The 22,741-nt window shown below is 40.8% G+C and carries 17 protein-coding genes; 7 read left to right on the forward strand and 10 right to left on the reverse strand.

The features are described from left to right. Positions 1-33 precede the first annotated feature (33 nt). Both IPP86_02695 and IPP86_02700 read left to right on the forward strand, forming a co-directional pair. Positions 34-984, forward strand: coding sequence for a T9SS type A sorting domain-containing protein (locus IPP86_02695; protein MBL0137425.1), 951 nt, complete (start codon positions 34-36; stop codon positions 982-984). A gap of 95 nt (positions 985-1,079) precedes the next feature. Then, positions 1,080-1,817, forward strand: coding sequence for a DUF3575 domain-containing protein (locus IPP86_02700; protein MBL0137426.1), 738 nt, complete (start codon positions 1,080-1,082; stop codon positions 1,815-1,817). Positions 1,818-1,868: 51 nt separating this feature from the next. On the opposite strand, the gene hflX is transcribed toward IPP86_02700, so the two are convergent. The 3 genes from hflX to IPP86_02715 form a co-directional block, all read right to left on the reverse strand. Then, on the reverse strand, positions 1,869-3,077 hold the full coding sequence (gene hflX, locus IPP86_02705; GenBank protein ID MBL0137427.1) for a GTPase HflX: 1,209 nt from the start codon (positions 3,075-3,077) through the stop codon (positions 1,869-1,871). Positions 3,078-3,167: 90 nt separating this feature from the next. Beyond that, entirely contained in the window at positions 3,168-3,884 is a 717-nt protein-coding gene (locus IPP86_02710; protein ID MBL0137428.1) for a YdcF family protein, read from the reverse strand. 195 nt (positions 3,885-4,079) lie between these two features. Further along, positions 4,080-4,727, reverse strand: coding sequence for a c-type cytochrome (locus IPP86_02715; protein ID MBL0137429.1), 648 nt, complete (start codon positions 4,725-4,727; stop codon positions 4,080-4,082). Positions 4,728-4,891: 164 nt separating this feature from the next. On the opposite strand from IPP86_02715, the gene IPP86_02720 reads away from it, so the two are divergent. After that, positions 4,892-6,070 carry a T9SS type A sorting domain-containing protein gene (locus IPP86_02720; GenBank protein ID MBL0137430.1) on the forward strand — a complete coding sequence of 393 codons (1,179 nt, stop codon included), beginning with the start codon at positions 4,892-4,894 and terminating at the stop codon, positions 6,068-6,070. A 67-nt stretch (positions 6,071-6,137) separates the two neighbouring features. Here the strand turns inward: IPP86_02720 and IPP86_02725 are convergent, their stop codons facing one another. From IPP86_02725 to IPP86_02735, 3 genes are all read right to left on the reverse strand, one after another. After that, complete coding sequence (locus IPP86_02725; protein MBL0137431.1) at positions 6,138-6,623, reverse strand: T9SS type A sorting domain-containing protein; 486 nt, start codon at positions 6,621-6,623, stop codon at positions 6,138-6,140. 176 nt (positions 6,624-6,799) lie between these two features. Continuing rightward, on the reverse strand, positions 6,800-7,642 hold the full coding sequence (locus IPP86_02730; protein MBL0137432.1) for a hypothetical protein: 843 nt from the start codon (positions 7,640-7,642) through the stop codon (positions 6,800-6,802). Between the two features lie 992 nt (positions 7,643-8,634). Then, positions 8,635-10,011 carry a T9SS type A sorting domain-containing protein gene (locus IPP86_02735; GenBank protein ID MBL0137433.1) on the reverse strand — a complete coding sequence of 459 codons (1,377 nt, stop codon included), beginning with the start codon at positions 10,009-10,011 and terminating at the stop codon, positions 8,635-8,637. 355 nt (positions 10,012-10,366) lie between these two features. Here IPP86_02735 and IPP86_02740 point away from each other — a divergent pair, with 355 nt between their 5' ends. The 4 genes from IPP86_02740 (at position 10,367) to IPP86_02755 (ending at position 16,877) form a co-directional block, all read left to right on the forward strand. Beyond that, a complete protein-coding gene (locus IPP86_02740) occupies positions 10,367-11,956 on the forward strand; it encodes an amidohydrolase family protein (GenBank protein MBL0137434.1) in 1,590 nt (529 codons plus the stop codon). A 79-nt stretch (positions 11,957-12,035) separates the two neighbouring features. Then, positions 12,036-13,403: an amidohydrolase gene (locus tag IPP86_02745; protein MBL0137435.1), complete on the forward strand. Its 1,368-nt coding sequence runs from the start codon at positions 12,036-12,038 to the stop codon at positions 13,401-13,403. 58 nt (positions 13,404-13,461) lie between these two features. Beyond that, complete coding sequence (locus IPP86_02750) at positions 13,462-14,751, forward strand: amidohydrolase family protein (GenBank protein ID MBL0137436.1); 1,290 nt, start codon at positions 13,462-13,464, stop codon at positions 14,749-14,751. Between the two features lie 59 nt (positions 14,752-14,810). Then, positions 14,811-16,877, forward strand: coding sequence for a dihydrofolate reductase (locus IPP86_02755; protein ID MBL0137437.1), 2,067 nt, complete (start codon positions 14,811-14,813; stop codon positions 16,875-16,877). A 76-nt stretch (positions 16,878-16,953) separates the two neighbouring features. Here IPP86_02755 and IPP86_02760 read toward each other — a convergent pair whose 3' ends face one another. From IPP86_02760 to IPP86_02775, 4 genes are all read right to left on the reverse strand, one after another. Beyond that, positions 16,954-20,742 carry a response regulator gene (locus tag IPP86_02760; protein ID MBL0137438.1) on the reverse strand — a complete coding sequence of 1,263 codons (3,789 nt, stop codon included), beginning with the start codon at positions 20,740-20,742 and terminating at the stop codon, positions 16,954-16,956. Positions 20,743-20,786: 44 nt separating this feature from the next. After that, positions 20,787-21,368 (reverse strand): hypothetical protein, encoded by a 582-nt coding sequence (locus tag IPP86_02765; GenBank protein ID MBL0137439.1) that lies wholly within the window; start codon positions 21,366-21,368, stop codon positions 20,787-20,789. Positions 21,369-21,638: 270 nt separating this feature from the next. Then, complete coding sequence (locus tag IPP86_02770) at positions 21,639-22,088, reverse strand: hypothetical protein (GenBank protein MBL0137440.1); 450 nt, start codon at positions 22,086-22,088, stop codon at positions 21,639-21,641. 111 nt (positions 22,089-22,199) lie between these two features. Further along, entirely contained in the window at positions 22,200-22,700 is a 501-nt protein-coding gene (locus tag IPP86_02775; protein MBL0137441.1) for an N-acetyltransferase, read from the reverse strand. Between the last annotated feature and the right edge of the window lie 41 nt (positions 22,701-22,741).

A 22,741-nucleotide genomic window follows, 5' to 3' on the forward strand; every position in this document is an offset into this window, starting at 1 on the left:
ACTTTTGAACAGCCTCTAATTCCGGAAAATATCATGAAAAAAATCTTCTCATCCTGTCTTTTGATTTGTTTATCACTGGCGGGTTTCGCTCAGGTTCCAAACGGAACATTTGAAAGTTGGACTCCTTACGGGGCAGTTGAAATTCCGACATCATGGAATACGACCGATAGCGTATCTTTTACCAATGTTCTTCCACAGCATAGTGCTGTGCAGGATATTTCAGATGTACAATCCGGTAATGCATCCTTACGCCTCACCAGCTGGACATTCTACGCCTCACCAGGCCCGATTCCTGTTGTTCCGGGATTACCTGGTTGCGCGTCAAACGGAACTGTCATTACAAACCTTACGAGTTTTAGTATCACTCCAACCGGTGGTACTCCTGACAATGCCGCGCATGGTCAGTTAAATGGATATTACAAATACACTCCTGTAAATTCAGATACCGGTTCTGTTGAAGTGTTGCTTTCACGTTATAATACGGGAACTTCCAGTCGTGATACCATCGCTACAGGATTATTCAAAACAAATATTCAAAACAATGTCTACACACAGTTTTCCATTCTGATGAGTCGGAAAAATCTTGGCAACCCTGACACTTCTCTTATCTGGATTCAATCTTCACCGCGTTCACCAATTGCTTTCGGAAACGGTCCGGGTGAAACAGGTAGCACCTTGCAGGTAGATAGCTTGTATTTTTCTTCGCTGATCGGAATCGATGAAGTTCCAAACGTTATCCAATCTGTTGCTTTGTATCCGGTGCCTGCGGTGAATCAGCTAAACATTCATGTTGAACTGGAGAAAAGTATTCAACTCACTTATCGCATTTTTGATGTGAAAGGTCAATTGGTAGCCAGCAATCTTATCGAACCAAAAGAAACCGCTGTTGACGTATCCGCTTTGGCGAATGGCACATATTATCTGAGTTTGCTCGATCAGCAAAACAATGCCTTGTATCAGACACATTTCACTGTCGGCAGATAAATAACATTTCATCGGAATATAATTACTGCCATAACCGGCAGACGAAATATTTTTGACTATTAATCTTAACCCTTACTCAAAAACTACTACACAACATGAAATTAAAATTTTACTTAGCACTATCCGCAGTACTGCTGACATGTTCAGTTATGGCACAGGACAATCCGGATGCTTCAAAAATGTACGGAAATCAAAATATTATTAAATTAAATCTGACATCAATTGGTTTTGGGAATTTTTATCTCCAGGATGAATATACTTTAAACGGATCTTCTTCTGTTGCTCTTGGTTTAAGTTATCTGCCAAGTAGAAGCTTACCCACTGCTATCACAACCGATGATTCCAGCGGAAATTTGAAAAATATTTCTTTCTCCGGATTTTCGATTACGCCTGAATATCGTTGGTACGTAAAAAAACATGCTCCAAAGGGCTTTTATCTTGCTCCCTATCTTCGTTATTCAAAGTATACTACCAGCACTTATTCTTTTTCTTACGACCGTGATAATGGTCAAAAAGATGTAGCTTCAATGGAAGGTAGTTTGTCAGGAATAGGAGTTGGACTGATGATTGGAAACCAATGGAAATTTGGAGATCATGTTACACTGGACTGGTGGATTATTGGTGCCGGTTTTAGCAGTAGCAAAGTTGAACTTACCGGAAAAGGAAATTTTGATGCGGCGCAACAACAGGATTTACGTGATGAATTCTCCACAACAGATGTTCCTGTAGGTTCTTTGAAAACAACTGTTACAGCAAGTGAAGTAAATGTTGAATACAAGACCGGTTTGCCAAGTCTTCGTGGATTTGGATTAGCAATCGGATATATTTTCTGATAAAAATTTTATCTCAAAAAAACGGCGCGAAGAATTTCTTCGCGCCGTTTTTTATTCTTCCTGATTATTTCTTTCGAGATAATTCGGGTAACGTTGGAAATGTAATTCTTTCACTTTCGCCGTCAGAGTAAGACGCAATTCTTCAACATTGGTTCGATTCACCGCCGAAATGAAAATGCAGGTTCCCGGGATCTTGGAGATCCAGGATTTTTTTAGATCCTCAAGAGTCATGTTTTCTCTCGTAGCAGGAGTGAGATCGTCTTCTTCTTTTGGTATGTAATGATATGCGTCGATTTTGTTGAATACCAAAAGCGTTGGTTTGTCGGTTGCTCCGATGTCCACCAATGTCTGGTTCACAACATTAATATGATCTTCAAACTGCGGATGTGAAATGTCCACTACATGAATGAGTATGTCCGCTTCACGAACTTCGTCGAGCGTTGATTTGAAAGATTCGATCAGGTCATGAGGAAGTTTGCGTATGAATCCAACCGTATCGGAAAGCAAAAACGGAATGTTGTCATAAACGATTTTTCTCACAGTCGTATCGAGTGTCGCGAATAATTTGTTCTCCGCGAAAACATCGCTCTTGCTGATCAGGTTCATCAGTGTCGACTTGCCGACATTCGTGTATCCCACCAGTGCAACACGGATCAATTCGCTGCGTTGTTTACGTTGTGTCGCGCTTTGCTTTTCAAAATCCCGTAGCTTGCCTTTCAGCTTCGCGAGTTTGTCGCGAATCACACGACGGTCAGTTTCAATTTCCGATTCCCCCGGACCACGCATCCCGATTCCACCACGTTGCTTTTCAAGGTGAGTCCACATGCGTGTCAGACGGGGTAGCAGGTATTGATATTGCGCTAGCTCCACCTGTGCCTTGGCTTGTGCCGTTCTCGCGCGTTTCGCGAAGATGTCCAGAATGAGATTGTTCCGGTCAAGGATTCTGCATTCCAAAGCCTTTTCGATGTTACGGATTTGCGTTCCGCTGAGTTCATCATCGAAAATGGCGAGATCAATGGAATTGGTTTTGATATACGCCGCGATCTCTTCAAGCTTACCACTGCCGATGAATGTTTTTGAATCCGGATGTTCCATACGTTGTGTGAAACGACGTGCCGTAAATGCTCCGGCAGTTTCAGCGAGAAATGCAAGTTCATCCAGGTATTCGGTAACCTGATTTTCATTCTGGTGTTTGTGAATCAGTCCGATCAGGATGCAGGTTTCCTGCTTTCGGGCTGTAGATACGGGTGTTTGAGGCATTCTGTAATTTTAATTCTTAATGAATAGAAGAGTGAATATCGTGTATTGAAAATTTATATGCTTTATTTTTCTTTTGAATTTGGATTGATGTTAAATCCAGCCTTTCATTTTATAATAAGCCAGTGCTGAATATTCCCGTATCACAATCACTTCATATCGTAAATGTGTCCAAAACTGATAGCGCACCTGTAAATTTGTTCCGACATCAGTTCCCGGAATTTTTCTTCCGCCCAGTTTTTTTTCACTGAAAAATAAATTGGACTCAATCGCCGTTTCGAAAGCTGGAATTCCACTCACATTCTTAAAACCTGTTTTGCGAAAACAAAGTACTGAACGTTTCAGGTGTTCGGGTGAAGAGATGACGAGCAGAGGATTGAACATATTGATCATACGTGATATCTCCAGACATTGACCACGAGTGTTTTTTCCGGTGCATTCGAGCAGGATGCGTGTCGAATCAATTCCCTGTTCAATCAGATAATTCCGAAAACGAAAAACACTGCTGTTGCTGTCAAGACTGTCGCCGGGCAATGTAAGCAGGACATTCGCGTTTGGAAATGTTTTGGCTGCATGAATGGTGTAATACGCTCTGATCAGATTTGATTCGCTTGGAAAGCCGCCACCACCCATCAGTACAATGGTTGCAGGCGCTTCTTTCATTTTGGCCTGACCGGATCCAAGGTTGTAATACATCCAAAACGGACCTGTTGTAAAGGCGAATAAAACCAGAAACAGAAATACGATTCCTGAACCAAACAGGAGTTTTTTCAGTACGGACTTAATTTTCGGCTTGAGCGTGGACTGCATGAAGGAATGCAAAGGTAGTTTAAAAAGAAAAATAAGTTTCTAAGGCTTCATTTTGGCTCAATAAACGGTAAAAACACAAAAAGGAACGCGGATACGTTCCTTTTTATAAAATACATTGCAGAAATTAATGGGCTATCAAAAGTCCGTTCGGTTATATCTGTTTTTCTTTTCCAGGTAGAAGTTGTTTGGTGGAAATCATTGATTCACGGCCGGAGCTGAGCGTAATGTCTGAACATACACTCCAACTGCTGCGATTTCATCTAAACTGAGATACCCGGCATATGCAGGCATCTTCCCTTTGCTACCTTCCCTCACCATTTGCTGAACAAGAGTTGCATCCAATGTTGAACGAGTCAGATCCGTAGCGGCGCGATACATTTTTTTACCGTCTGTACCGTGACAGAATGCGCAGTTGGCTGCATACGTGCGGGTTCCGATCACAAGCTGACTGCCATCGTCATTTGACACGACAACTTTCGCGGGAATAAAGGGTTTGTTTTTACTCATCTCAGCAAGTCCATAAGCTCCAATGATCAATAAAAGGGACAACAATGCAAGTGCCTTGTTGTAACGCTTGAAGGCAATTACTGCAAGTGGAATGGAAATCAAAACAAAGGCTAGTTTAATCAGGTGGAACATTTTGATTCCTCCGATTTGGATGTACAGCCATGAACCTGTTACCAGAAACAAGGTGCTGATGATCATTTCAGGAACCTTGATCACACGGGTAAATTTGTCAAGGCTGGCCCGGTTGCTGAATAAAAGAACAGTTTTAACAACATAAATCAGCAGGAAGATCATCACGCTGACCATGTGAATTTTTGCAAGTAAGGAGGAGTCCATCGGTTTGTGTTTGCGCCAAAAATAGGTAAAATTATCTTCCCGCAAAGGATACTTTTGACCGGGATTTTTACTGTTTATTGAAGCTAAATGACAGTATTTCGGGGTAAATTTAATTTTTAGAGAACAATATGTAAACAGTGTTGTTTGAATTGTAAATTTGAGAGATGAAAAATTGTATTGTCCTGTTTTTTACTGTCTGTTTGTACTGCTCCGGCGCGATTGCCCAGCCTTATCATGTAGGACATCGTACGATCAGCTTTACGGATCCGAACAGAAGCAGGGCGATCCAGACGGAAGTTTATTATCCAGCGGATACAGATGGTGACAATGTAACAATCACCCAGCTGAATACCGATAAATTTCCACTTGTAATTTTTGGTCATGGTTTTGTGATGACCTGGGACGCATATACCACACTCTGGAATGCTCTTGTGGCGGAAGGATACATTGTTGCATTTCCGATTACCGAAACCGGTTTTTCACCCCAGCATGCGGAGCTGGGAAAAGATCTTGCATTTCTTGTGGATGCATTGCAGGGAGAAGGACAAAATTCAGGCTCCGCGTTTTTTAACCGAGTGGATTCAACATCCTGTGTGATGGGACATTCCATGGGTGGAGGCGCAAGTTTTCTGGCAGTGCAATACAATACGCACATCACAGCACTGGCGAATCTTGCCGCCGCGGAAACCAATCCATCCGCTATTCAGGCTGCTTCCGGAATTACTCTTCCCGCTCTTATGTTCGCGGGAGAAAATGATTGTGTAACGCCAATTGCCGGCAATCAATTACCGATGTATGATTCCCTGCACAGTACCTGTAAATCGCTGATCACCATTCATGGAGGAAGTCATTGCCAGATGGCGGACGCGAATGTTTTGTGTTCCATAGGCGAAAGCTCCTGTACACCGGCTCCTGCTATTTCCAGAGCCAGTCAACAGGCGACAATCAACAGATTGCTAATCCCCTGGCTGAATTTTCAGCTCAAAGGAAATTGTCCGGAAGGTTTGCGTTTTGATTCACTGGTGACGAATGATACTGCTGTTTCTGTACTCAGGAATTGTCAGCTGTGTACAAGCTCTTTCGTTAACGAACCGGAAACAGAATTTGTCCTCAGCTATTCGCCCAATCCTGTTACAGAAGATCTGCAGGTGAATTTCGGAAAAATGGATTTTTCGGAATTGAAATGGAGTGTGAGTGATGTACTTGGTAAGGAGATAAATTACGAAGCATACCGTAACGCAAATGGATACAGACTACGTTTTCCTTCGCTCCAGTCAGGCATTTACCTCGTGAAAGTGCAATCGAAATTTAATCAATCTGTTTTTAAAATTATTAAACAATAGTTTGTTTTATCGTTATCAACATTTCAATAAATTAGAAATACTGTATCATAACCAAGATTCAAATCGATCATTCGAAAATTATTTTTCCAGTAAATTGTTTTTTACCGTTGCTCAATATTGCAGTATAAATTCCTTTTGCTTCGTTTTCTATTGTTAGATCAACATCATCATTTCCCGGATCAATAGAAATAATTTTCAACAGCGCTCCATTTTGTCCATATACTTTCAAGGTCAGAGATTTTTCTCCACGAAACTCTTCAGGAACCTGAATATTGCAAATCCCCTGATTTGGGTTTGCATAAATTAATAATGAATTGTTACGGCGTTCCGTGGTCTCGTGAATTTCAGTTAGAGCACTATGTTTAGCTATAAATACGTCAGCTACAGCTCCCACAGAATTTAACACAATTCCATTTAATGTAACTGTGTCATTAAACTTGCCAATACTCACAAGTCCATCCGAATTATCACTTACAACACATAAACCATTTGCCTCACCAAAATGGTCAGCTCCCAAACACAATCCATCATCATTAAATCTGGCAAGAAACATATCCTGATTGTATGAAGTAGACATGTTTTGATTACCAAAAGTAATGCTAGCATTGAATGAACCTGTAATAACTATTTCTGAATCATGAAAAGGTGTAAGCCTGTAGATATTATTATTCGTACCAGTACTATGACCTTGCTTTAGCCAAAATATATTTCCATCTTTATTTAACTTCGCTAAAAAAGATCTGTTCCTGTGTTTGTTAATAATATTGAATCAATTGTCAAAGAATCCTCGAATTTCCCTCCAAAATAAATATCCTTATTATTATCAATATAAACTTCTCCGATTTGATCAAACCCGACTGATCCAATCTGTTGAGCCCACTTTACTTTACCGGTACTATCAATTCTTGTCAAAAATCCATCATAATTTCCTTTCCCAAACAATGAAATAGTATCAATGTTCAAGGTGTCACGATTAAAAATTCCAGATAAAACAATATCCTCATCAATAAATGAAGCTTGAATATAAGCTGAAGTGTTAGGGCTAATCACTGTCCTTGCCCATAAGCAATTCCCAACCGAATCAAACCGGGCAAGAAATTCACCACGAGTAAGAAGATATGAATCAATAAACATTGTATCATAGACTTCGCCTGTGGTGTAGAGCAAACCATTGTGTAAATATGGGTATAACAAGGAATTTCTTGTATTCCCGATTTTTTTACCCCAAATAAAATTCCCATTCAAATCAAGTTTGGCAAGAAAAGTAGCAGAAAAAGTGGTTGGTCCATTCAATACAATTGACGGGCTAAGACTCATGCTTCCACTAAAATCACCTGCAACATATATGCAATGACTTATTGTATCAATGACGCCTGAAGCATATTCCCTTGAGGACAAATCGGAACCATCGCCTCCGAATTGTTTTACCCAAACAATGTCACCAAATGAATTATATTTAGCAATAAACATATCAGAACTTCCATTAGATTGCAAAGTATCAGTTCCAATGGAAATACAATCCGTGAAATAACCAAGAACATATGTATTAACTCCATCTGAAAATGAGGTCATGATTTGTATTGGGCCATTTTGACAAACATTTTTAATTTGTTTTGCCCACTGCCAGGATTGGGAATATGCCGAAATAGTATACAACAAACTATAAATTATTAAAAATATTTTGAATAATCGTTTCATAGCTTAATTATTTTCTTAGTTAAATTTATATCACGACTTTTTAACTCAATAATGTATATTCCTGATCTGAATTGTTCAAGTTCTATCCTAGTAACACATTCATGCTGGGCCAAGTCTTTAACGAAAGCCTGTGCGCCGGAGGACTTGGCCCTTTACATTGTAAATAGTCTTAGAAATATACCATTTATTCATTCCTTTTCCAAAATGGAATACAGATCAATGGTTTTTATTAAAAAATTCAAATGAATAGTAGCAGTCGTATTTCCAATTATTACATTCTCTTCCTATAAATTCATAGTGTTTTGAAATCCCGAATAAATTGGTTTTATAAGAGATCATGCTTCAGGGGTACTAACTTTCATTAAAGACTTGAGCCAGCGGGAATACTGCATGCGGCAGAATCCTCTATCGCACAAGACCGTTGTTCAAAGATTCCGCAGAACGAAGAGTAGGTATTCAAAATCCCGAAGGGATGCAATTATTATAGATATACAATTCTAAATTATTCAAGAAGCCTGAAGGGCTGACATGATTCAGATGAAAATGTCAGCCCTTCGGGCTTTTAGCTGGAAGACGCATGGTTTAGTCTATAGTAATTGCATCCCTTCGGGATTTATATGCTCGAATGCGAGGAAATTCTATAATGACCGTGTATCGTGCACCGATTTTTCGGATAATCTCTTTTTACCGGTCGATGCACGGTCCTCGCTGCTCATGGACGCCCTCGCACGCCAGTGTGTGTATTAATTTTCTAAAAATTATCTATTAAACAGTATACAGACTCTTTGATTCACCATTCACCATTCACCATTCACTCTTCACTCTTCACCATTCACTCTTCACCATTCACTAAACAAACATTCTGATTACATTTTTGTAAAACGAAGTTTCCTGATTGAATCCTGATTTTTTATTTCTATAAAATACACACCGGTTTCGAAATGTGATATGTCTATTAAATTTTTAATCGCGTTGAGATTTGAACTTTGAATTGCTCTGCCTTGCGTATCGTATATGGTAAACGATGCATTCAATGCTATATCGGACTGAATCGAAATGCTTGTGTTCGCAGGATTGGGATAGAGAAGAAGATTTTCTGTGCGGGGATCCTTGTTGATTCCGGTAAACAGATTATTCTGATACATTGTTGTTCCCGTAAATCCGAAATAACTGAGAAAGAAAATATCCTGATCTCCATCAATATCAAAATCGGCAAAGGTAATTGGTAAGGCAAAATTCATGGTGTCCCATGGAGAAATATCGGCGAATAAATTGTTTCCGTCATTTCTCATCAGGTGTGAACCGGAAATCGCGATGTCGAAATCGCCGTCATTGTCGATGTCGGCCCAGTCTACAGCGCCGGGTTCTCCACTTCCCGGGAGAACATTGGGCAATTCAGTGAATGAACCTGAATTGTTTTCGTAAATCAAAGTGAACACGGCATTCGTACTGTCGATTCCATCAACGAGGATATCCGGATCTCCGTCATTGTCATAATCCCCCCATTTCGCAGTACCCGTAAATAGACGACGAAAATTATCAGGAGATTGTGTGAATTGTCCGTTGCCATCGTTGTGGAAGAGTCCGCAAAATCCATTTGGTGAGAATGATCCTCTGCCTGTGATAAAAAAGTCGGGGAAGGAATCTACATCATAATCCAATACCTGAATATCCACTTCAAAAAAAGAGAAAGGAAAAGATGCTGCGTGGGTGAATATTCCATTTCCATCATTGTGGAAAAGCATGGTGGTGTCCATGAAATTTACATCAATCATTCCGCTTGCGATCACATCCAATAATTGATCTTGGTCGTAATCTATCCAGCGCATACAACCGATAAATCCGGGTAATCCGTTATTCGGAACGGGAGTGAGCAGACTGGTTCCGTCATTTCTATAGAGCGCTGTTTGGGCTCCTCCATTGGTCTGACCATTCATCAATAAATCCGGATCACCGTCATGATCATAATCTCCCCAATTTGCTGAGCCATTCGATACCTTGATCAATGATGAATCAATCAGCACCGGGTTGCCATTGTCAATACGATAAAAACCGGTCCATTCGGCGGTTGTACTACCGAACCCGGACATGACAAAATCCTGATCACCATCGTTGTCATAATCCGCGAATGCCACATTGGCTCCGGTGAATCCATGCAAACCCCAGTTCAGATCTGTAAATGCCTGCGCGGAGGAGAAAGGAGAGGGAAGGATGCCAAGAACAAATAGAATTAATTTCTTCATAGGGGGTAAATTTTTTCGAAAAATACAAAATTGCGGAAGCAAAACTGTTTTTCTTGAGTTGGAATGGTAATTTGACACTTGCATGTTGTAAGGGATTAGGTATATGGTATAAAGTATAAAGTATTAAGCACAGAGCTCTGGGTTTGTTCTTGTTTCAATAACCTAATAACCTAATAACTTAATAACCCAATAACCTAATAACTCAATAACCCAAATCAACAATCTACAATCATCAATCTAAAATCCAGAATCCCTCCCAGCCGCCATATTTCCTGCAAAATGCCCGATTGTTAAGAAATTTTAACGATCCATTTCGGGCTAATTCTTTACATTCGTCTCTCTCTAAAAGCAGATTATGCAGAAAATTTCTATGTTCTTTTCCGGGATATTTCTATTGCTGTTTTCAGCAACATATGCCCAGGAAACATTCCCTGTAAATGGTACAACAGATCCTCGTCATACGCTCTTTGCATTTACAAAGGCAAAAATTTATATCGACGAGAAAACAGTTCTCGATTCCGCAGTCTTGCTTGTGCGTGATGGCAAAATTGTCAATTCAGGAAAAGGGCTGAGCATTCCGAAGGATGCCGTAGTTTTTGACCTGAAAGGAAAAGTGATTTATCCTTCGCTCATTGATATTTTCACTGACTATGGATTACCGGAAATGAAACGTGCTTCCGGTGGAGACGGTGCTCCGCAATTTCTCAGCAATACCAAAGGTGCTTACAGTTGGAACCAGGCTATCCGTGCGGAGTACGATGCCTACAGGAGTTTCAGCGCGGATTCGAAAAAGGCTGAGGAATGGAGAAAGCTGGGTTTTGGCGCGGTGCAGAGTATTTTAAAAGATGGAATTGTCAGAGGAACATCTACAGTTACATTGTTAGGTGATGGAAAAGAGAATGATCTGATCTTGCGTGACCGAGTAGCGGCAAATTATTCTTTTGACAAAGGTTCCTCTTCACAAGACTATCCATCTTCCCTGATGGGATCCATTGCTTTGTTGCGTCAAACTTATTATGACGCGCAATGGTACAGCAATGGCGGATATAAAAAGGAATTCAACATCAGTCTTGATGCATTTAATAAACTGCAGAAACTTTCTCAGATTTTTGATGCCGGTGACAAACAAAATGAATTGCGTGCAAACCGGATTGGCGATGAATTCGGGGTGAATTTCATCTTAAAAGGTGCCGGTGATGAATACGAGCGTATTCAGGAAATCAAAGAAACCGGCAATTCCTTTATAGTACCCATTAATTTTCCGGAAGCATACGATGTGACGGATCCGTATGACGCGCTGAATATTTCTTACCGGCAAATGAAACAGTGGGAGCTTGCTCCTGGTAATCCGGCTGCACTTGAGAAAGCTGGTGTTACATTCGCGTTGACAACTTCCGATCTGCGAAACAAAAATGATTTCTGGAAAAATATCCGCAAAGCGATTGAAAATGGTCTGACGGAACAACAGGCCATGAAAGCACTGACCACAGTGCCTGCAGAAATGCTTGGTTTGTCGGATCAACTAGGATCATTGCGCAATGGCATGCTTGCTAATTTCATCATCGTGTCCAAATCGCTTTTCGATAAAGACAATATTGTTTATGAAAATTGGGTAAAAGGAAAACGATATACTGTCAATGATTACAACATCACTGATCTTCGTGGAAATTATACATTATCTATTGGCAATTTACCTGTTTTGCGCATGAAAGCAGGGGGCGAGTTAATGAATCCGGAAGTGAGTGTTTTTGAAGACACTAATTTGATCAAAACAAATTTTTCACGTATTGGTAATCTTCTTAATATTCAATTTGAATTTAAGAAACGTGAACCAAAAAGGGATTTACCGACTCAGTGGTCTGGTGGAAGAAAACCAGGGAGTACGCTGGTCAGGGAACGCAACTTTACCAAACGGCGATTGGGTAAAATGGTCCGCAAAATTTGATTCCGCATTTGTCGCATTGCCAAAGAAGGACAGCACGAAGAAAGAAAATACAATAAATGGCAAAGTGTCTTATCCAAACATGGCTTATGGCTGGAAGGAGTTACCGAAAGCGCAAACGACATTGTTTAAAAACGCTACTGTCTGGACCAATGAGTCTGATGGAGTTCTCCAGAATACGGATGTCCTGATTGCCGATGGTGTGATTAAACAAGTCGGAAAAAATTTGTCTGCCCCGGCCGGATGTGTTGTCGTTGACGGAACAGGTTTGCATCTCACTTCAGGCATCATTGATGAACACTCTCACATTGCAGTCTCTGACGCGGTGAATGAAGGGACTCAGAGTTCTTCAGCGGAGGTCAGAATAGGTGATGTGGTAGATGCGGATGATGTCCAGATCTATCGTCAGCTTGCAGGTGGTGTAACATCTTCCCATTTGTTACACGGCAGCGCGAACGCAATTGGTGGTCAGACGCAATTGATAAAATTGCGCTGGGGTCAGTCTCCCGAGAAACTGAAATTCCAGGGCTGGCCGGGATTTATAAAATTCGCTTTGGGCGAAAATGTAAAACAAAGTAACTGGGGCGACCGTCAGGTGTATCGCTTTCCTCAGACTCGTATGGGCGTTGAACAGGTGTATATGGATTATTTCACGCGCGCTCGTGAATACGATGCAAAAATGAAAAAATATTCATCGGCTGATGCAAAAACAAAAAGCTCAATGTCTGCTCCACGCAAGGATCTTGAACTGGATGCGCTTGCTGAAATTCTTAACAGCAAACGATTTATCACCTGTCATAGTTATGTACAAAGTGAAATCAACATGCTGATGCATGTCGCGGATACATTTGGTTTTAAGGTCAACACATTTACACACATCCTTGAAGGTTTTAAGGTCGCTGATAAAATGAAACAGCATGGTCTTCGCGGGGCTTCATCGTTCAGTGACTGGTGGGCGTATAAATATGAAGTGTACGAAGCGATTCCATACAACGGAGCGATTATGAATAAAGTAGGACTAACAGTATCGTATAACTCCGACGATCCGGAAATGGCGCGTCGACTGAATCAGGAAGCAGCGAAAGCAGTAAAGTACGGTGGTATCAGTGAGGAGGAAGCCTGGAAATTTGTTACACTGAATCCGGCGAAAATTCTGAGAGTAGAAGATAAAGTGGGCAGTATCAAAGTTGGAAAAGACGCGGATCTTGTATTGTGGAATGAAAACCCACTTTCAATTTATGCGAAAGCATTGCGTACCTATGTTGATGGTATTTGTTATTTCGATGTTGATAGAGATCAGTCTCTTCGTGATGAAATAAAAATTGACAAGAGCCGGCTTGTTCAGAAAATGAATGAAGCCAAAGTCAAAGGCGAACCGGTACAAAAAGGCGGCATGCGACCGACGATCATTAAACACTGCGATGAAGAAGAACAGGTGTTTATGAAATAATAAATATTAGTAATTCAATCTCCATTATTCCTCACCAAAGAGATCATCTCCAAAGACCATGAAGAAGCTACTTTACATATTTGCACTCATTGTTTTCCCCGGAATTCTTATAGCTCAAAACCCGGCTCCCGCATTACCACAGAGTGGTGCTATCCTCATTTTGAATGCTACCGCTCATTTGGGTAACGGTAAAATTATCGAGAACTCAGCTGTGGGTTTTGAAAACGGCAAACTCATTCTTGTCGCGGATGCGCGTCTTATAAAAATTGACGCTTCGAAATACAAAACCACTATTGACGCAGGCGGGAAACATGTCTACCCCGGATTTATTTCCTGCAACACCACTTTAGGTTTGGCGGAAATAGATTTGGTTCGCTCTACAGCTGATTATTATGAAGTAGGGGATATGAACGCGAATGTGAGAAGCATTATTTCCTACAATACCGATTCAAAAATCATTCCTACTGTACGCAGCAATGGAGTTTTGATGGCGCAGGTAGTACCGCAGGGTGGAACTATTTCCGGACAAAGTTCTGTTGTGCAACTCGATGCATGGAATTGGGAAGACGCGGCATACAAAACGGATGAAGGAATGCATCTCAACTGGCCGCGTATGTACATCAGCAGGACAAATTATTCCGAGAGTGAAGAAGTACAGAAAAACAGAATGTCACAGCAACTCGCGGCCATAGATCTATTTTTCAATGAAGCGAAAGCTTATGCCAATGGGAATAATTCTGAAAAAAATCTCCGCTTTGAAGCGATGCGTGGTTTGTTTGATGGTTCCAAAAAATTATTTGTGCATTGTGACTTTGTTAAAGAGATAATTGCTTCTATAGAATTTTGTAAAAAATATCAATTGAAAATGGTTCTGGTAGGCGGAGCCGATTCCTGGCGCGTCACTGATTTGCTGAAGGAGAATAATGTATCGGTTGTACTCGGTCGGACACATTCCCTGCCTCCCCGTGAGGACGATGATGTGGATCTGCCGTATAAATTACCGGGACTCTTAAACAAAGCTGGAATAGTTTATACCGAAACAATGGATGGTTCCTGGCAGTCCAGAAATGTCATGTTTAATGCAGGTACAACTGCCGGCTATGGAGTAGGGAAGGAAGAAGCAGTCAGGAGCCTGACACAATATCCCGCGCAAATTCTCGGAATAGATGCGAGCTGCGGAACACTGGAGACCGGAAAGGATGCAACCTTGTTCATTTCAACAGGTGATGCTCTGGACATGAGAACCAATAACGTCGTGCAGGCATTTATTCGCGGAAAAGAAATTAATCTTGATGATGTCCAAAAGCAACTCTACCGGAAATACAAAACAAAGTATGGTATTCAATAATCAATGTAACCGGTATTAACCGGACAAATGCAAATTCCAAAATTCTACATTCCAATTCCATGAAACAAAAACTCTTGAAGGGGCTTCTCCTGGCGCCCCTTGCGTTGACCATTTTCTCCTGTTCGCCCGGAGAAAAGAAACAGGAATCATCGGCTCCTGCCGATACAAGTTTTGATTATATCGCTGATCGTTTTGCCGATGTACAGGTACTCCGTTACAGAATAGATGGGTTCGATGAGCTGACTTTGCAACAGAAACAACTTGCTTACTATTTATATCAGGCAGGCTTGTGTGGCAGAGATATCTTTTATGATCAGAAATATACTCATGCGTTATTGGTAAGGAAAACTGTTGAAACAATTCTGGAAACGTATAGCGGAGAAAAATCGGGTGAGCAATGGGATAAATTTCTGGTATACGCCAAACGCATGTTTTTCGCGAACGGCATTCATCATTTTTATTCTGCCGATAAAATGCTTCCGGAGTGTAGCGCGGATTATTTTGCTTCTCTTCTTGCAAAATCAGAACAGAGTAAACTTCCCCTTGAAGGAATGGCACTTCCTGAATTTACAAGTATGGTCAGCAAAATAATTTTTGATCCGAATATTGATAAAAAGACAATTGACCTGACAGCCGGTGTGGATGTTGTCACTGCATCATGCAATAATTTCTATTCCGGACTCACTCAAAAGGAAGTTGAGGATTATTATAACGGAATCAAGAAGGCTAACCCGGATGACAAATCTCCGATTGGTCTGAATTCTCAATTGGTGAAGGAGAATGGAAAAATTTCGGAAAGAGTATGGAAATCCGGTGGAATGTATGGCGCTGCAATTGACAAAATTCTATTCTGGTTAAGGAAGGCGGAAGGAGTTGCGGAAAATGAAGCGCAGAAAAAAACCATTTCGCTACTGATAAAATTCTATGAAACGGGCGATACAAAAACCTTTGATGAATACAGCATAGCCTGGGTGGCTGATACTTCCGCGCGTATTGATTTTGTCAACGGATTCATAGAAGTTTACCAGGATGCGATGCAGTACAAGGGAAGTTTTGAAGCGATTGTTTCGATGAAGGATATGGTTGCAACCAAGCGGATTGAAGCAATATCCAAAGAAGCTCAATGGTTTGAAGATCATTCAACAATCATGGATAATCATAAGAAGAAGAATGTGAAAGGGATTACTGCGAAGGTGATTACAGTGATCAGTGAAGTTGCTGATGCCGCACCGGTAACACCGATTGGAATCAATTTGCCGAACAATGAATGGATTCGTGAGGAATACGGTTCCAAATCTGTATCACTCGGAAATATTGTTGAGTCTTATAATTATTACAGATCGAAAAGTCCGGTGATTGATGAATTCGGATCAAGTCCTGAAGTCATTGAGCGCGTGAAAAAATACGGAGCCATTGCAGGTGATTTGCATACGGATATGCACGAAGTGATCGGGCATGCATCCGGACAAATCAACAAAGGCGTCGGAACAACGGAACAGACATTAAAAACATACGCGGGAATTCTCGAAGAGGCAAGAGCTGATCTGGTAGGTTTGTATTTCTGCATGGATCAAAAACTGATTGACATTGGCGTTAGCCCCAGTCTGGATGCAGGAAAAGCGCAATACGATAATTACATCATGAACGGCTTGATGACACAACTCAACAGGATCGAAAAGGGAAAGAACCTGGAAGAAGCACACATGCGTAACCGTCAGTTGATTTCCGCCTGGGCATTGGAAAAAGGAACGAAGGATAAAGTCATGGAGATGGTTGTGCGGGATGGCAAAACGTACATTGTGATCAATGATTACCTTAAACTTCGAGAGCTGTTTGGTCAGCTCCTGCGTGAGATTCAACGTATGAAATCAGAAGGTGATTACGAAGCGGGAAAGAACCTTGTCGAAAATTACGGCGTAAAGGTGGATCAGAAAATCTGGGAGGAAGTTCATCAACGATATGAAAAGCTAAACATCGCGCCGTATATGGGTTTCATTCAGCCTAAACTTGTCGCAGTGATGGATGGAGACAAGATTACCGATGTAAAAGTTGAGTATCCAAAGGATTTTGTCGGACAGATGCTTGAATACGGAAAAGACTATGGATTTCTTCCGATGAAGAATTAATCTTCAGTAAAGAATGAAAAAGGGAGATTTGTTTACAGATCTCCCTTTTTTTATAACTGAAATTTTCGGTAGCTTTTTATTTATTCCCAAAAATCATCCCTTTGATTTTCTTCAGGAGATCTTCGGTGTCAAAAGGTTTTGCAATAAAATCATTCATGCCGGCCTGATAGCATCTTTCCACTTCATCTTTCAGCGCACTGGCAGTCATCGCGATAATCCTCGTGTCTTTTGCAGGCGAATCCAGTTTTCGAATTGTTTTGGTTGCATCATAACCATTCATCTCCGGCATCTGAACATCCATCAAAACCACATCGTATTGTTTTGAACGTACTTTTTCAACTGCTTCAAGTCCATTTACAGCGATATCGATCTTCACATCTGTAAGTTCCTCCTGCAGTGTATCTACGGCGACAATTCTATTGAAGTCATTGTCTTCAACAAGGAGAATGGAAATTCCCTGCAAAGCTTTGCGTAAATCTTCAGATGGGATATTGTTGACAGTTTCAGCAACCGGTGTTTCAGCGGCAGGATAAGGTATATTCACAATGAAAGTTGTTCCTTTTCCCGGTTCACTGTGAACTTCAATCGTTCCGTGTTGTAATTCGGCAAGTTTTTTACTGATGGCCAGACCAAGTCCTGTTCCACCGAATTTCCTTGTTGTTTCGCTGCTTTCCTGGGTAAAGCTGTCGAAAATCTTGTGAATGTTTTCAGGCGCAATACCAATTCCGGTATCGACAACTTCAAATTTCACCTGCGTAATTTCACCATTTGAAGGATGCTGAGGTGTGATATGACAACGAACTGTCACAGAACCATGCTGTGTGAATTTAATCGCGTTGCCGACAAGATTGATCAGCATCTGAGAAAGTCGAACGGGATCTCCAATAAAATAATCGTGCATTCCTTCCGGAGCGGAAGTAGAAAAGTACAATCCCTTTTCTTCCGCCTTGAAACGCATCGTATCATAGATTCCGGATAAAGCGGTGCGAATACTGAATGGAATTTTTTCCAGTTCAATTTTACCGGCTTCTATTTTCGAGATGTCAAGAATGTCGTTAATGATGACCAGCAGATTATCGGAAGATTGCGCAATTGCATCGAGGTATTTTAACTGATCGGGTTTGGGTTCTTTTTCCCGGAGCAAACGTGTCATTCCCATGATCGCATTCAATGGCGTGCGGATTTCATGACTCATATTTGCAAGAAACTGTTCTTTTAAACGTGTAGTTTGAATCGCTACTTCTCGCTCTTTACGTAATTCAAGGTTTCGCAATCTTGCCTCGTAAATGGCCCATACGACCATGGATAACAAAATCGCAAGCATGATCCTGAATGTCCATGTACGATACCATGGTGGTGAAATGATGATGGTATACTGAATACCTGTTTCGTTCCACACGCCATCATTGTTGGATGCTTTTACATGAAATGTATATTCTCCCGGATCGAGATTGGTGTAGGAAACAAAGCGTCGTGTACCTGCCTGCACCAGTTCTTTATCAAAACCCTCCAGCTGATAAGCGTATTTGTTTTTTTCTGGAGCGATAAAACTCAATGCAGCAAATTCAAAAGCGATACTGTTTTTCTTAAATGGCAGACAGATTTTTTTATCCCCCAGAAGCGCTACACGAAAGTCATTTGAATCTCCCGTGAAAATGGACTGATCGAATATTTTTACATCGGTGAGCACCACTTTCGGAATAAAATTATTCTTGCGGATGCTGTCGGGACGGAAGGAATTATAACCATTGTTGCTGCCGAAGTACAAAGTCCCGTCAGAAGAATGGTAAGATGAGTTGACTATAAATTCATCTGAAAGCAATCCGTCACGTGTGTCATAATTGGAACACTCTCCGGTTTTGGGATTGAGTTTGCAAATTCCTTTGTTGGTACTGAGCCAGAGATTCTGAAGTGCATCCTCCTGTATGCTGTAGATGACAGTATTCGGAAGACCCTGACCGGTAGAATAAACAGCCTCTACTTTTCCTGTTTCTTTATTGAATAGATCCAGTCCACCGCCATTTGTTCCAATCCATAGTCTTCCGGAACGATCTTCATAGACACAATTCAGTCGTGACTGACTCAGACTCTGATGATTTCCAATTTCAGATGCATAATGAACAATTTCTCCGGTAGGAATGCTGTAGCGAAACAATCCTCCATCCGTGCATATCCAGAGTTGATCCTGTTTATCACAATGAATATTTCGGATTATTTTATCCGTATACAAACTTTTATCGGTACTGTTCAGTGAGATGCTTTTTAATTTGGTCCTTTCAGGATTAAGGTAACTGAGTCCTTTGCCAGTTCCAATCCACAATCCATCCTGATTGTCCAATGCCATGGTTAAAACCATATTGCTTGGAAGCCCGTTGCTATCACCTTTGGTATAGAGAATGAAATCGGGCTTCGCTTTTGAATTGATGAAGTTACCGGATTCGCGGAAAAGATCTGAAGCTTTTATATGTGCAACTCCATGTCCGGATGTAGCCATCCAGGCATCATTCTTTTTGTCAAATAATAATCCGTTGATCGATAGATTGGAAATTGCCTCTATGACTGTGGATTCACCTGTGGAAGGATCCGCGATACGAAGTCCGTAAAAATCTGTAGAAAACCAATGCCGGTTTTTATTGTCGACAAATATGGAATTCACAGAATAGTCAATGGTGTCCCTTCCGAACACATTCATATCATGAAAGTGAAAACGGTTTTTCCATGGATTGTAAATTGTGATTCCACCAGTTGTTCCGATCCATAGCAATCCGCTGGCATCTCTGCACAAGGTAGTAATGTAGTTATCGCTGAGGCTTACACCCTGCATGTATTCCTTATGACGCAAAATATAATTTGGCTTGGAAGTCTGATCCGGGAAAAACTCAACCAATCCGATAGAACTGCCAATCCATATGCTCCCGTCCTGGTTGGGGAGGATATCATTCATCGCGATGGAAGATTTTGCCGGTGACTGTGTCAGCTGGATCAGCACTTCGCTCACTGTATATTTTTCAGTTGTATGGATTTCAATTTTCCGGATTTGTCCATTTCCATTTCCCAGCCAGATATTTCCATTGTCGTCAGTGATGAGAGCATAAATATTCGGATCAGGAAAATTGGTCTGAGCAGAAGCGGGATATTTTACAGTTTCAAAAAACCGCTGACCGGTTTTTTTTCTCCACTCCGGTCCTCTCATCAGGCTGAGACCTTTTTCTGTTCCAATCCACATCTGCTCGAATTTGTCGAATGTAATATTGAAAACAGTATTACTCACCAGAGAAGATGAATCATGTTTCACCGACGTGAATTGCTCAAAACTCATGGAAACATTTCCCGGGGTTCCGTTGTTGCTTAAAGTATCAAAACGGATATGATTCAATCCGCCACCATCTGTACCAATCCATAAACCACCATCGGGATCTTCTTTTATACACAATACATAGGATCCATGTAAACCGCTTTGTCCCAAAGGTACAGGCATGAACCGCTGAAAATCATTCGTCAGATAGCGATATACATTTAATCCATTACGTGTACCGACCCAGATATTTCCATTACGGTCTTCGGAAATCTCATTAATAAAATTATCAGAGATGCTTTTTGGATTATTGGTTTCGTGATTGAATACTGTGAAAGCAAACCCGTCGTAACGATTCAGTCCATCCTGTGTGGCTATCCATATATAACCCCTGCTATCCTGGAAAATTTTACGGATTGTATTTTCAGAAAGACTATTTTCAGAATGAACACGGTCAAAACGCAGTGGAGGAACATGCTGTGATAAAGCCCGTGAATGCGGAAGAGCGATAATCAGGAAAATGATCGAAATGTTCCTGATATATGAATAAATGGACGAGCAATGAAACATAAAGGGTGTGACCCTGAATTTTTTACAATATAAGGAGAGAGAATTTAATGTCCTGTAACTACCGGCATTGTGTCAACTACTTGTCCTGAGGCCGCGGCACCCACAAGTCCGCATTGATCAGGACAAAGGGTTTTAGCTGATGTTCTGAAAATAAGTCCTGCTGTATTCGTTTCAATTTCATAATCTGCCCTGGTGGCTCCTTCAATAATAATACAAGCGTCCGTAGGAGTATTAGGATCAAGTTTTTGAGCTAATCCTGTATAACAATAAATGCCATTCGCTTTTGGATCCGCACAGAAAATCCTGTCAATCGCTAACTTGCTGATAAAAGCACCATACATGGGAGTACTATATCCTTCTTTAAAATTTCTCAAATATTGTTTAGCGTCATCAAAAGAAATTGTGCTGCCGCCATTGGGTTCAATTGTGCCTTCAGCATAGCGTTTCCTGTTGTCACATGCACAAATATCATAACCAAGATTTGAGGCAAGAGATACAATGGTGGAATCGTCAACTTTAACTCCTTCTGTACATTTGTCCGGTATGAAATCCCAGATACAGGTTTCATCCAGAACTAATAAGAACAAGGCAGTGCCGAGAATTACGATAATAAGGTTTTTTGACATGGCAATAGCGTTTAAAATGTTTAAGCCTTAAAATTTAAATAAGAGGAGCATCGTCCAGACTTTGATGCTAAACAAATATAAAACAATTATTTATACTAAAAAACACGGGTTTCCAGTGTGATCCGGATGGAAACCCGTGTTTTTAATGAAAGTGTAGCTTATAATCTTATTCGCTCTTAACTACCAAGGCACCTTAGAAAATGACTCTAAATTCTCTAAAGAATGTAAAGCTTCCGGTTCATCATCAAGATATGGTCTGTTATTGAGTGATTATTTGTTCTGCATCAAACCACATTGATCTGGACAAAGTATGGATGGAACATAAAGTGAGCTGTCATGCCCCGGATCATTCACGTATTTCAAAGTGCCTTTTCCTGCATCAAATACAGCAGGAGCAAGCAGCAGCATGTATTGATTTTCGCCGGTATAAGTTCCGCTTTTATCTATTGCGAAATAAACATTAAACGCGTTACAATCGGGAAATTGCTGGATCAATTGTTCCAATTGAGCTTTAGTAAATGCTTGTCCAAGTAAAGTTGCTTCAGCATTTTTTTCTTTAAAATTTGACATTAATTGTTCCCCGTCTGGTTTGGAAACTTTCTTCATTGCCGGTTGGGCATCAACATGGAATGCAAAAATCGTTAACGTAATAAGGATGGATAATTTACCTGCAAGGTTCTTCAAATTGCTACTGAAAATCATTTTTTTGAAAGTGTTCATAGATATGGATTTATTAAATATTAGTGTATAAAGAGACAAGAGAACTCACCAAATATAGTTTAATCCTTTAATAAAGGAAGCATATTCAACCTGATTACAGAATAGAGGCGATTACAAATTATTGGAATAAATATATTGCATCATGGTTACATCCAAAAATTTTCCAAATTTGAACCCGACCTCCTTCATGATACCTATCGTTTTATAACCGGACTTTTCATGAATCCGGATACTGGCAAGGTTGTCAGAAGTTATTCGTGATAATACTGTGTGATTATTCGACTTGCCTCCTTCTAAAGTCACCGTATTGAGCAATTCCGCTCCTATCCCCATGCCTCTTGAAGCAGGCTCAAGGTAAACCGAAACTTCAACGGTTGTGTCGTAAGCACAGCGGTCGCTCCATGGACTAAGAGAAGCCCAGCCAATAATTTTTCCGTCTTTCTCGGCTACTAAAACCGGATGATTTGCTTTGTGTTTCCGAAACCATTCCATTTGAGTCTCCATGGACCTTGGTTCAGTATCAAAAGTCGCCGTTGTATGCAATACCGCCTCGTTATAGATGGCTAGAATTTCGGACTGATCCTGTTCAGATGCCGGACGAATTTGTAGCATAGTGTAGTATTAATCCTTGGTCTTAAATAATTGCTTTGGAT

The organism is Bacteroidota bacterium (genome assembly GCA_016720935.1).
Classification (GTDB): domain Bacteria; phylum Bacteroidota; class Bacteroidia; order AKYH767-A; family 2013-40CM-41-45; genus JADKJP01.